General features: G+C 57.8%; 12 protein-coding genes. 8 read left to right on the plus strand and 4 right to left on the minus strand.

From position 1 onward, the window contains the following. The first annotated feature begins 29 nt into the window (after positions 1–29). From sucD to ACIPIN_RS28420, 4 genes are all read left to right on the plus strand, one after another. Positions 30–911: a succinate--CoA ligase subunit alpha gene (gene sucD / locus ACIPIN_RS28405; RefSeq protein ID WP_401124710.1), complete on the plus strand. Its 882-nt coding sequence runs from the start codon at positions 30–32 to the stop codon at positions 909–911. A 376-nt stretch (positions 912–1,287) separates the two neighbouring features. After that, the gene (gene brnQ, locus ACIPIN_RS28410; protein ID WP_401124713.1) at positions 1,288–2,601 is read left to right on the plus strand and encodes a branched-chain amino acid transport system II carrier protein; all 1,314 of its coding nucleotides are present in this window, start codon (positions 1,288–1,290) and stop codon (positions 2,599–2,601) included. Positions 2,602–2,854: 253 nt separating this feature from the next. Further along, positions 2,855–3,592, plus strand: coding sequence for a DUF599 domain-containing protein (locus ACIPIN_RS28415; protein ID WP_401124716.1), 738 nt, complete (start codon positions 2,855–2,857; stop codon positions 3,590–3,592). After that, the gene (locus ACIPIN_RS28420; protein WP_401124719.1) at positions 3,592–3,993 is read left to right on the plus strand and encodes an MAPEG family protein; all 402 of its coding nucleotides are present in this window, start codon (positions 3,592–3,594) and stop codon (positions 3,991–3,993) included. Before ACIPIN_RS28415 ends, ACIPIN_RS28420 begins: the two co-directional genes overlap by 1 nt. A 66-nt stretch (positions 3,994–4,059) precedes the next feature. Here the strand turns inward: ACIPIN_RS28420 and ACIPIN_RS28425 are convergent, their stop codons facing one another. Further along, a complete protein-coding gene (locus ACIPIN_RS28425; RefSeq protein ID WP_401124722.1) occupies positions 4,060–4,299 on the minus strand; it encodes a hypothetical protein in 240 nt (79 codons plus the stop codon). Between the two features lie 160 nt (positions 4,300–4,459). Here ACIPIN_RS28425 and ACIPIN_RS28430 point away from each other — a divergent pair, with 160 nt between their 5' ends. The 4 genes from ACIPIN_RS28430 (at position 4,460) to ACIPIN_RS28445 (ending at position 8,189) form a co-directional block, all read left to right on the plus strand. Next, positions 4,460–4,936 carry a PaaI family thioesterase gene (locus tag ACIPIN_RS28430; protein WP_401124724.1) on the plus strand — a complete coding sequence of 159 codons (477 nt, stop codon included), beginning with the start codon at positions 4,460–4,462 and terminating at the stop codon, positions 4,934–4,936. Continuing rightward, complete coding sequence (locus tag ACIPIN_RS28435) at positions 4,933–5,385, plus strand: PaaI family thioesterase (RefSeq protein WP_401124726.1); 453 nt, start codon at positions 4,933–4,935, stop codon at positions 5,383–5,385. The genes ACIPIN_RS28430 and ACIPIN_RS28435 overlap by 4 nt, the downstream gene beginning before the upstream one ends. 89 nt (positions 5,386–5,474) lie before the next feature. Beyond that, a complete protein-coding gene (htpG, locus tag ACIPIN_RS28440) occupies positions 5,475–7,394 on the plus strand; it encodes a molecular chaperone HtpG (protein WP_401124729.1) in 1,920 nt (639 codons plus the stop codon). 66 nt (positions 7,395–7,460) lie between these two features. Beyond that, entirely contained in the window at positions 7,461–8,189 is a 729-nt protein-coding gene (locus ACIPIN_RS28445; protein ID WP_401124731.1) for a dienelactone hydrolase family protein, read from the plus strand. 162 nt (positions 8,190–8,351) lie between these two features. On the opposite strand, the gene ACIPIN_RS28450 is transcribed toward ACIPIN_RS28445, so the two are convergent. The 3 genes from ACIPIN_RS28450 to fabB all read right to left on the minus strand — a co-directional run. Further along, positions 8,352–9,212 carry a pirin family protein gene (locus ACIPIN_RS28450; RefSeq protein WP_401124733.1) on the minus strand — a complete coding sequence of 287 codons (861 nt, stop codon included), beginning with the start codon at positions 9,210–9,212 and terminating at the stop codon, positions 8,352–8,354. A 62-nt stretch (positions 9,213–9,274) separates the two neighbouring features. Continuing rightward, the gene (locus tag ACIPIN_RS28455; protein ID WP_401124736.1) at positions 9,275–9,691 is read right to left on the minus strand and encodes an OsmC family protein; all 417 of its coding nucleotides are present in this window, start codon (positions 9,689–9,691) and stop codon (positions 9,275–9,277) included. A gap of 161 nt (positions 9,692–9,852) precedes the next feature. Further along, a partial coding sequence (fabB, locus tag ACIPIN_RS28460; RefSeq protein WP_401124738.1) for a beta-ketoacyl-ACP synthase I occupies positions 9,853–11,038 on the minus strand: 1,186 nt, incomplete at its 5' end.

Here is an 11,038-nt window from a genome sequence, read left to right on the forward strand (position 1 = left end):
CAAGTCGTTAAAGCTGCGGAGGGCAAATAATGAGCGTCCTGATCAATAAAGACACCAAAGTTATCTGCCAGGGTATTACCGGTTCGCAAGGTAGTGTCCACACCCAGCAAGCTCTCGAGTACGGCACCAAGATGGTTGGCGGCGTAACTCCAGGCAAAGGCGGCACCGAGCACCTGGGTCTGCCAGTGTTCAACACCGTGAAAGACGCTGTAGCAGCCACTGGCGCCACCGCCAGCGTGATCTACGTTCCAGCTCCTTTCTGCAAGGACTCGATCCTTGAAGCAGCGTTCGGCGGCATCAAGCTGATCGTTTGCATCACTGAAGGCATTCCTACCCTGGACATGCTGGACGCCAAGGTCAAGTGCGACGAACTGGGCGTGATCCTGATCGGCCCTAACTGCCCTGGCGTGATCACTCCAGGCGAATGCAAGATCGGCATCATGCCAGGTCACATTCACTTGCCAGGCAAGGTCGGTATCGTTTCGCGTTCCGGCACCCTGACCTACGAAGCTGTCAAGCAGACTACTGACGCCGGTTTCGGTCAGTCGACTTGCGTCGGCATCGGTGGTGACCCGATCCCGGGTTCGAACTTCATCGACATCCTGAAACTGTTCCAGGAAGATCCGAAGACCGAAGCGATCGTGATGATCGGTGAGATCGGCGGTTCGGCTGAAGAAGAAGCGGCTGCCTACATCAAGGCACACGTGACCAAGCCGGTTGTTTCCTACATCGCTGGTGTGACTGCCCCTGCGGGCAAGCGCATGGGCCATGCTGGCGCAATCATCTCTGGCGGCAAAGGCACTGCAGACGAGAAGTTTGCTGCCCTGGAAGACGCAGGCGTTAAAACCGTGCGTTCGCTGGCAGATATCGGCAAGGCTCTGTCCGAGCTGACTGGCTGGGCGATGAAGTAAGCCTCGCGCTTAGCTGACGCTCCACCAAACAAAGGCCACCTTCGGGTGGCCTTTGTCGTTTCTCAAGATCAAAAGATCGCAGCCTGCGGCAGCTCCTACATGTGTTCGGCGTTTCTCTGTAGGAGCTGCCGAAGGCTGCGATCTTTTGATCTTTTAATATGTAAACACGACATGAAAAATGTCGCGTATCGGATAGTTCGCCCTGTAACAGTGCGTTTGTCAGACAAATTCGTTACGCTAGCCGCCATTTTGCGTTTGCTGCCCACAAGGACGCTGCGCGCTAAACGGGTCAGTCCTATACGGACCGACAGCATTTCCCTCACCCATAAGGGAAATCCCTCTCTAAATTCCGATTCAGTAGTGTGGTATTTCCTTAATGAAAGTGTTGAAAGGCCAGGACATCCTGGCACTTGGCTTTATGACGTTTGCCCTGTTCGTCGGGGCTGGCAACATCATCTTCCCGCCTATCGTCGGTTTGCAGTCCGGGCCTAATGTCTGGATGGCGGCGCTGGGCTTTCTGATCACCGCAGTCGGTCTGCCGGTGATCACCGTCGTCGCGCTGGCCAAGGTCGGTGGCGCCATGGACGCATTGAGCAGCCCGATCGGTAAAATCGCCGGTGGCGTACTGGCGGCCGCGTGCTACCTCGCTGTTGGCCCGCTGTTCGCCACCCCGCGTACCGCGACCGTGTCTTTCGAAGTGGGCCTGGCGCCGCTGACTGGCGAAAGCCCGCTGGCGCTGTTCCTCTACAGCTCGGTGTACTTCCTGCTGGTGTTCTTCATTTCGCTGTATCCAGGTCGTCTGCTGGACACCGTTGGCCGTTTCCTCGCGCCACTGAAGATCATTGCACTGGCCGTGCTCGGCATCGCCGCGTTCGCCTTGCCGGCGGGCGACATCGGCACCGCGACGCCTGAGTACGTCGCGGCACCGTTCTCCCAGGGTTTCATCAATGGTTACCTGACCATGGATACCCTTGGCGCACTGGTGTTCGGCATTGTTATCGTCAACGCCATTCGTTCTCGCGGCGTCGAGTCTCCAGCCTTGATCACTCGTTACGCGATCACTGCCGGGCTGATTGCCGGCGTCGGCCTGGCGCTGGTGTATGTGAGTCTGTTCCGCCTGGGTTCGGGCAGCCATGAAGTGGCCGTCGGCGCTACCAACGGCGCAGCGGTATTGCACGCTTATGTGCAACACACTTTCGGTTCCCTGGGCAGCGGTTTCCTTGCGGTGCTTATCTCGTTGGCCTGCCTGGTGACGGCAGTCGGTCTGACTTGCGCTTGCGCCGAGTACTTCAGTCGCGTGCTGCCACTGTCTTACAAGACGCTGGTGATCATCCTGGCCGCGTTCTCGCTGCTGGTGTCCAACCTGGGCCTGACCAAGCTGATCGCGTTCTCTATCCCGGTACTGACCGCGATCTACCCGCCATGTATCGTCCTGGTCGCGCTGAGCTTCTGCAAAGACTTCTGGCTTGAGCAGGGCCGCATCGTTGGCCCGGTGATGCTGGTGTCGTTCCTGTTCGGCATGATCGACGCGCTCAAGGGCGCGGGTCTGGCGGACTGGATGCCAACTCAGTTGGCGCACTTGCCGCTGGCTGAGCAAGGTCTGGCGTGGCTGGTACCTTGTGTCTTTACCCTGGTTGTCGCATTCGCCTGCGACCGTTTGCTGGGCAAGCGCAGCGAAGCCCTGGCTTAACGCTTCAAGGCCTGCCACAAGCGGGTCTTGCGCAAAAATAAAAATGCCCCGTATCAATCGATACGGGGCATTTTTTATGGGCGCGGTGCAGTGTCTTTTTCCTTGCACTAACGTCGAAGCAGTACCTGTAGGAGCAAGGCTTGCCCGCGATGGCAGTGTGTCAGTCGACAACTCTGTCGGATGTTATGCCCTCATCGCGGGCAAGCCTTGCTCCTACAGGTTTCAACCTTGTCAACGTCTAACAGGGATATGCATGTCGTTCATCCACACCAACCTGATCCACATTCTTGCCGCGCTCTGGTTTGTTATCTGCTGGGGCGGTTACACCCGTTACGCCATCTGGAAGGGCCGTGATACCGCGTGCCTGGCCAGTGTGCTGCACCTTTACCGCGAAGACTGGATGCGCCGCATGCTGCTGCGTGACAACCGCATCGCTGACGCCAGTGTGGTGGGCAACCTGGAGCGTAACGCCTCGTTCTTCGCCTCGAGTACCTTGATCATCCTCGCCGGTATTCTCACGGTGCTGGGCTCCTCTGAGCGGGCGTTGTCATTGCTGGCGGATATTCCGATGGTTCAACAGGCCTCCCAAGGCATGTCGGAGATCAAGTTGCTGTGTCTGGCGCTGGTGTTTGTCTATGCCTTCTTTACCTTCAGTTGGTGCATGCGCCAATACAACTTCGCGGCAATCCTGATTGGCTCGGCGCCCATGATCGGCGAGCGCCAAGTTTCCGAGCAGGAGCGCAAGGCCTTCGCTTCGCGCGCAGCGCGGGTGATTTCGATGGCGGCCAACCAGTTCAACTTCGGTCTGCGTTCTTATTACTTCGGCATGACCATGCTCGCCTGGTTCGTCAGCCCATGGCTGTTCATGTTGATGAGCGCCGGTGTGGTGCTGGTGTTGTATCGCCGGGAGTTTCATTCCGACGTGCTCGACGTAATGGTCTATACCCCTACGGAGGCGCCATTGCCTGAAGCGATCAAGGAGATGAGCTGATGAGTATCCCGTTCTGGTGCGTGTTTATCAGTGCCGTGCTGATTTACGTCGCCCGAATGCCGGTGGCCAAGGCCATGAAAGAGCAGGGCGGTTACAACAATCACCTGCCACGCGCGCAGCAAGCACAGCTCACAGGCTTTGGCGCTCGCGCACTGGCCGCGCATCAGAACAGTTTCGAGGCTTTCATGTTGTTTGCGGTCGGGGTGTTGATGGCGCACACCACGCAAACGGCGGGGTGGCTGATCGACTGGCTGGCAATCATCTTTGTGATTGCCCGGGTGATCTACTTGCTGTGTTATTGGGCAGACTTGGCCTGGCAACGAAGTCTGGTGTGGTTTGTCAGCTTGGTCTGTTCGTTTTTGCTGATGCTTAGTCCGACCTTGCGCACGGTGTTGCTCTAACGCGTTAGAGGCGAACACAATAAAGCCCGCACTTGGCGGGCTTTATTTTTACAGCACTAAAACCGATTAGTTGGTTTTAGGAGCGGCCTGTTCAGCAGCTGCTTTAGTCGAATCAGCCTGAGCTTTGGCAGCATCGGCGGCTTCTTTGGCAGCGTCGTTCACTTTATCCTGAGCTTCACTCATTTTTTGCTGGGCTTGTGCAGCCGGTTGGGTGGCTTCTTGAGCTTTGTCCTCGGGTTTTTTACCGCAGGCAGCGATGCCGAGGGAAGCGGTCAACATCAAGGCAATAGCTAAAGTCTTACGCATGGGGTGTTTCTCCTGGTGGAAAGTATCTACTTGCCCTTTCGAACGCACCGCCATGGGTTAAGTTCCATGTTTCCTACAGATATATAAGATTTGTCTTGGATGGAACTTTTTCTTAGTCCCTCTACTGCTATGCAACGCCACTAAAAAGAGCCTTTATCGAATGACCGACAACCCCATTTTCGAGCGCGCGACGCGGTTTTTATCGGCGCTGAGGCATTGCCAGGTACTCGGGTTACGCGTGCACAGTGCCAATAATGACGGGCTGACGATCACGTTGCCATACAGCCCGCAGATCGTCGGTAATCCGCAAACCGGTGTGATTCATGGTGGCGCCATCACCTCGTTGATGGACACCGCGTGTGGCATGGCAACGCTGTGCGTTTTGCCTGAGTTCGAGGTTTGCCCGACCCTGGATCTGCGTATCGACTACATGCACCCGGCCGAACCGCATAAAGAGGTGCATGGCTTCGCCCAGTGCTACCGGGTGACGACCGATGTGATTTTCACGCGTGGGTTCGCCTATCAGGACGATCCGCAGCAGCCGATCGCCCATGTGGTCGGGACCTTCATGCGCATGGGCAAGGGCGTCAAAGGCACCAAAGGCTTTGGTGGCGTCATCAGTGGTGGTACGAAATGACTGATAACTTCAAAGAACAATTGCAGCAGGCCCACGAGCGTGGGGATTACGCTTCGTTGCTGCACCTGATTCCCTACGCCAAGCTGATTGGTGTCGAGTGCTCGCGTCTGGGCGATGAGCTGCTTTTTCGTCTACCGGCGAACAAGGACAATATTGGTAATCCTTTGCTGCCAGCGATTCATGGCGGGGTGATTGCAGGCTTCATGGAGTTGGCTGCGGCCCTGCATTTACTGATCTTCACCGGTTCCCCTGGTGTGCCGAAGATCATCGATTTCTCGCTCGATTATCTGCGTGCCGGGCAGTTTCGCGACACCTACGCCAAATGCCAGGTGTACCGTCAGGGGCGGCGGGTCGCCAACGTTGCGATAACCGCGTGGCAGAGCACCCAAACCGAGCCGATTGCCACGGCGCGTGCGCATTTCAAGATTGAAGAGACCCCCAGCCCTTGAAATCCCCGTCATAGCCCCCAACTTTGATGACATCCCGCCGCCACCCCTTCTGGGCGCGGCCACTGCCATCCAATCGGAGTTTGATGACCATGAGCGTGGAAACTCAAAAGGAAACCCTGGGCTTCCAGACCGAGGTGAAGCAACTGCTGCACCTGATGATCCATTCGCTGTATTCCAACAAGGAAATTTTCCTTCGCGAACTGATCTCCAACGCCTCCGACGCTGTCGACAAATTACGTTTCGAAGCCCTGTCCAAGCCTGAGTTGCTGGAAGGTGGCGCCGAACTGAAAATCCGTGTGAGCTTCGACAAGGACGCCAAAACCGTCACCCTCGAAGACAACGGTATCGGCATGAGCCGTGACGATGTCGTGACCCACCTGGGCACCATCGCCAAATCCGGCACTGCCGACTTCATGAAACACCTGTCCGGCGATCAGAAGAAAGATTCGCACCTGATCGGTCAGTTCGGCGTGGGTTTCTACTCTGCATTCATCGTTGCCGATAAAGTTGACGTATTCAGCCGCCGTGCAGGCTGTGCTGCCAGCGAAGGCGTGCACTGGTCGTCCAAGGGCGAAGGCGAATTCGACGTCGCCACCGTCGATAAGGAAGACCGCGGTACGCGCATCGTCCTGCACCTGAAGTCCGCTGAAGACGAGTTCGCCGATGGCTGGCGTCTGCGCAACATCATCAAGAAATACTCCGATCACATCGCTCTGCCGATCGAGCTGCCAAAAGAAGTGGCAGCCGCTGAAGGCGAAGCTCTTGATGGAAAGGCGGGGCCTGAGCAGGAATGGGAAACCGTCAACCGCGCCAGCGCTCTGTGGACCCGTCCGCGTACCGAAGTTAAGGACGAGGAATACCAGGAGTTCTACAAGCACATCGCTCACGATTTCGAGAACCCGCTGAGCTGGAGCCACAACAAGGTCGAAGGCAAGCTGGAGTACAACTCGCTGCTTTATGTGCCGGCTCGTGCTCCGTTCGACCTGTATCAGCGTGAAGCACCACGTGGCCTGAAATTGTACGTGCAGCGTGTGTTCGTCATGGACCAGGCTGAATCGTTCCTGCCGCTGTACCTGCGCTTCATCAAAGGCGTGGTCGATTCCAACGACCTGTCGCTGAACGTGTCGCGGGAAATCCTGCAGAAAGACCCGATCATCGATTCGATGAAGTCGGCGCTGACCAAGCGCGTTCTGGACATGCTGGAAAAACTGGCGAAGAACGAGCCTGAGCAATACAAGGGCTTCTGGAAAAACTTCGGTCAGGTCATGAAAGAAGGCCCGGCTGAAGATTTCGCCAACAAAGAGAAAATCGCCGGCCTACTGCGCTTTGCTTCGACCCAGGGTGAAGAGGGCGAGCAAGTGGTCGCACTGACCGAATACCTGGCTCGTGCCAAGGAAGGTCAGGACAAGATTTACTACCTGACCGGCGAAACGTACGCACAGGTCAAGAACAGCCCGCACCTGGAAGTCTTCCGCAAGAAGGGCATCGAAGTGCTGCTGCTGACCGATCGTATCGACGAGTGGCTGATGAGCTACCTCAACGATTTCGACGGCAAGAGCTTTGTCGACGTGGCACGCGGTGACCTGGATCTGGGCAACCTGGACTCGGCAGAGGACAAGAAAGCCGCAGAAGAAGTCGCCAAGAGCAAAGAAGGCCTGGTTGAGCGGATCAAGACTGCTCTGGGTGAAACCGTCAGCGAAGTGCGGGTTTCCCACCGTCTGACCGATTCCCCGGCGATTCTGGCCATCGGCGAGCAGGACCTGGGCATGCAAATGCGTCAGATCCTGGAAGCCAGCGGTCAGAAGGTTCCGGATTCCAAGCCGATCTTCGAATTCAACCCGGCTCACCCGCTGATCGAAAAACTCGACGGTGAGCAGAGCGAGGAGCGTTTTGGCGACCTGTCGCACATCCTCTTCGATCAGGCGGCCCTGGCTGCCGGTGACAGCTTGAAAGACCCGGCCGCCTATGTGCGCCGTCTGAACAAGCTGCTGGTTGAACTGTCGGTTTAATCGCGTTAAAGAAAAACCCGCTTCGGCGGGTTTTTTCATTCTGGCGTTTCTTTACGGGAGTTAGTCATGAGCCAAGTCACTGTGCGTTCCGTGGTGTATCAGGTTGATGGTCAGTCTTACGAAGGTCGTCTGGCGTTCGATGCCAGCCACGCAGGCCCGCGTCCGGGCTTGCTGATGGCGCCGAACTGGATGGGTGTCAGTGCCGGAGCCGAGAAGATTGCCCAGGAGGTTGCCGCCAAAGGTTATGTAGTGTTGATCGCTGACCTGTATGGGCAGGCGATTCGTCCGCAGAATGGCGACGAGGCGGGCGCGGCGATGATGCCGTTGAAGAATGACCGTGCGTTGCTGCGCAAACGCATGCAGGCGGCATTTGCTGCCTTGCAGAGCCAGAGTGAGGCCGCAGTAGACACCTCGAAACTGGCGACCTTCGGTTTCTGCTTCGGTGGTTGCTGTGCTCTGGAACTGGCCCGTACCGGTGCGCCACTGAAGGCGGCTGTGTCGTTCCATGGCACGTTGGACACACCGAATCCTGCCGATGCGAAAAACATCAAAGGCTCGGTGCTGGTGTTGCACGGTGCTGCCGATCCATTGGTCGCGAAAGAGCAACTACCGGCCTTCGAAGCTGAAATGAACGCTGCGGGTGTGGATTGGCAACTGCTGAGCTACGGCGGCGCGGTACATTCCTTTACCGACCCGCATGCCAATGTGCCGGGCATGATGATGTACGACGCCAAGACCGCCAGGCGGGCCTTTGTGTCGATGCATAACTTGCTGGAAGAAGTGTTCCAGGGCTGAGTGTTGTTTCTAGCCCTGGCACCGTCGGTGTCAGGGCTGACCTCATCGCGAGCAAGCTCGCTCCCACATTAGATATCCAGTGAGCACAGAATGCGTGCACGAATGCGATCCAGTGTGGGAGCGGGCTTGCTCGCGAAAGCGGTGTAACTGACACCGAAGATCTCAGGGTAACTCGATCCGCTCACTTTCGCCCGGCACCGTCGGCCAATCCCTGGCCGCCCAGCGTCTGCGCGCCTCATCGATCACTGCTGGATCGCTGGCGACGAAGTTCCAGTTGATCCGTCGCGGTCCGTCCATGGGCGCGCCGCCGAACAGCATGGCGTGGCAATCGCTTTCGGCGAACAGGTCCATTTCTTCCCCGGCGGGCAGTACCACCAGCGAGTGCGGTTCAATCGGCTCGCCATTGAGTTGGGCGTCACCGTCCAGCACGTAAAGCGCGCGTTCTTCATGTTCAGTGGGGATCAGCAACGTCGTCGCCGTTTTCAGCTCAAGTTCTGCGTACAACGTAGGCGAGAGCACCGGCACCGGTGACTCCAGGCAGAACCCTTTCCCGGCAATCATTCGAATCTTCACACCGAGATTATCGCTGACCGGCAGGCTGGCGGCCGGGTGATGGCTGTAATGGCCGGGACCTTGTTCATGCTCTTTGGGGGATGCCAGCCAGATTTGCAGGCCGTGCATCTTGAAATCGGTATCCAACAGCGCTCTCGGCGTGCGCTCGACGTGAGCAATCGCACTGCCTGCTGTCATCCAGCTGACGTCACCCGGTTTCACGATCTGGTCAGAGCCCAGGCTGTCCTTGTGCTGGAGTTCGCCTTCAAACAAGTAGGTGAGGGTGGACAGGCCGATGTGCGGATGCTGGCGGATGTTCATGCCACGGCCTGCCGGATAGCGGGTTTGGAGCATGTGATCGAAAAACACGAAAGGCCCGACGCTGCGGCATTGGGCCGACGGCAACTGGCGCAGGATCGGTTGGCCTTCGACATCTTCGGTGCGTGGGCGGATCACGAGCGGACTGTTCATGGTGCATTCCAGGCTGTACGAGTGATGCCGTTGAGCATAACCCGCACAGCCTGTGCTTGCCGCTATTGGCTGAAGGCGCCTTCAGACAGGTGAGTCTCGATGGTCACTTCGCTGGTGGTCATCAGCTTGTGGATCGGGCAACGGTCAGCCACGCGGTGCAGCTCTTCACGCTGGGCGTCGGTGAGTACGCCTTTGAGGGTCAGTTTGACATGCAGGGCATATTTGCCTTTCTGCTCCAGGCTGTTGTCGTGTTTGACCTCGACCGTGACTCCGGTCAGCGGGATTTCTTTCTTCTGTGCGTAAAGCTTGAGGGTCAGTGCCTTACAGGCCCCCAGCGCAGCATCGAAGTAATCGTGGGGCTCTGGCGCGGAGCCTTCGCCGCCGAAGGCTTTGGGCGCGTCGGCGAAGAGCTGATGGTCGTCGATCTGGATGCTGTGACGAAAACCTTCGCTGGATTCGGTATTGACGGTAATGGTCATGACAAACCTCATGGGCAGTAGGGATGAGTGCGCGTCAGGAAAAGACCTTGCAGTTATAGAGCATCCAGCGATTCAGGTGTTCCACTGGCTTATCGATCGCCCAATAAAAAACGCCCCGAACCAGTCGGGGCGTTTTTATGTGCAGCGAAAGCAGCGGGGCGTTATTTGCCCTGCCAGCGCTTCAGGACCAGGGTGGCGTTGGTGCCGCCGAAGCCGAAGCTGTTGCTCATCACGGTGTTGATGGTGGCGTCTTCGCGAGTCTTGGTCAGGATTGGCATGTCAGCCACTTCCGGATCCAGTTCTTCGATGTTGGCAGAACCTGCCATGAAGTTGCCTTCCATCATCAGCATGCAGTAGATCGCTTCGTGAACGCCGGCGGCGCCCAGGGAGTGACCCGACAGGCTCTTGGTGGAGCTGATGGCCGGAGCCTTGTCGCCGAAGACTTCACGTACACCTTTCATTTCCGCGACGTCGCCGACCGGAGTCGAAGTGCCGTGGGTGTTCAGGTAGTCGATCGGCGTGTCGACGGTGGACATGGCCATCTGCATGCAGCGGATGGCGCCTTCGCCGCTTGGAGCGACCATGTCGTAGCCGTCGGACGTCGCGCCGTAGCCGACGATTTCTGCGTAGATCTTCGCGCCACGGGCCAGAGCGTGTTCCAGCTCTTCGACCACGACCATGCCGCCACCGCCGGCGATGACAAAACCGTCACGCTTGGCGTCGTAGGCACGGGAAGCTTTTTCCGGCGTCTCGTTGTACTGGCTGGACAGTGCGCCCATGGCGTCGAACAGGAACGATTGGCTCCAATGCTCTTCTTCACCGCCGCCAGCGAACACGATGTCCTGCTTGCCCATCTGGATCTGTTCCATGGCGGTACCGATGCAGTGAGCACTGGTGGCGCAGGCAGACGCGATGGAGTAGTTCAGGCCCTTGATCTTGAAGGGGGTGGCCAGGCAAGCGGAAACCGTGCTGCTCATGGTCCGCGTAACGCGGTATGGGCCGACGCGCTTGACGCCTTTTTCGCGCAGGATATCCAGCGCTTCCATCTGGTTCAGGGTCGATGCGCCACCGGAACCGGCGATCAGGCCGGTACGCGGGTTGGAAACCTGCTCGTCGGTCAGGCCGGAGTCAGTGATGGCGTCTTTCATGGCCAGGTAGGCGTAAGCCGCCGCGTGGCCGACGAAGCGATAGATCTTGCGATCGATCAACTCTTCGAGTGGCAGGTCAATGGAGCCGGAAACCTGGCTACGCAGACCCATTTCGGCATATTCCGGGTTGAACCGGATGCCAGGGCGACTTGCACGCAGGTTAGCGGAGACGGTCTCGTTGTCATTGCCCAGGCACGAA

This window comes from Pseudomonas sp. NPDC087697, assembly GCF_044743155.1.
Classification (GTDB): Bacteria; Pseudomonadota; Gammaproteobacteria; order Pseudomonadales; family Pseudomonadaceae; genus Aquipseudomonas.

Coding starts and splice junctions, on each gene's coding strand:
- sucD (WP_401124710.1), top strand. CDS start 30: ATGAGCGTCCTGATCAATAAAGACACCAAAGTTATCTGCCAGGGTATT.
- brnQ (WP_401124713.1), top strand. CDS start 1,288: ATGAAAGTGTTGAAAGGCCAGGACATCCTGGCACTTGGCTTTATGACG.
- ACIPIN_RS28415 (WP_401124716.1), top strand. CDS start 2,855: ATGTCGTTCATCCACACCAACCTGATCCACATTCTTGCCGCGCTCTGG.
- ACIPIN_RS28420 (WP_401124719.1), top strand. CDS start 3,592: ATGAGTATCCCGTTCTGGTGCGTGTTTATCAGTGCCGTGCTGATTTAC.
- ACIPIN_RS28425 (WP_401124722.1), bottom strand. CDS start 4,299: ATGCGTAAGACTTTAGCTATTGCCTTGATGTTGACCGCTTCCCTCGGC.
- ACIPIN_RS28430 (WP_401124724.1), top strand. CDS start 4,460: ATGACCGACAACCCCATTTTCGAGCGCGCGACGCGGTTTTTATCGGCG.
- ACIPIN_RS28435 (WP_401124726.1), top strand. CDS start 4,933: ATGACTGATAACTTCAAAGAACAATTGCAGCAGGCCCACGAGCGTGGG.
- htpG (WP_401124729.1), top strand. CDS start 5,475: ATGAGCGTGGAAACTCAAAAGGAAACCCTGGGCTTCCAGACCGAGGTG.
- ACIPIN_RS28445 (WP_401124731.1), top strand. CDS start 7,461: ATGAGCCAAGTCACTGTGCGTTCCGTGGTGTATCAGGTTGATGGTCAG.
- ACIPIN_RS28450 (WP_401124733.1), bottom strand. CDS start 9,212: ATGAACAGTCCGCTCGTGATCCGCCCACGCACCGAAGATGTCGAAGGC.
- ACIPIN_RS28455 (WP_401124736.1), bottom strand. CDS start 9,691: ATGACCATTACCGTCAATACCGAATCCAGCGAAGGTTTTCGTCACAGC.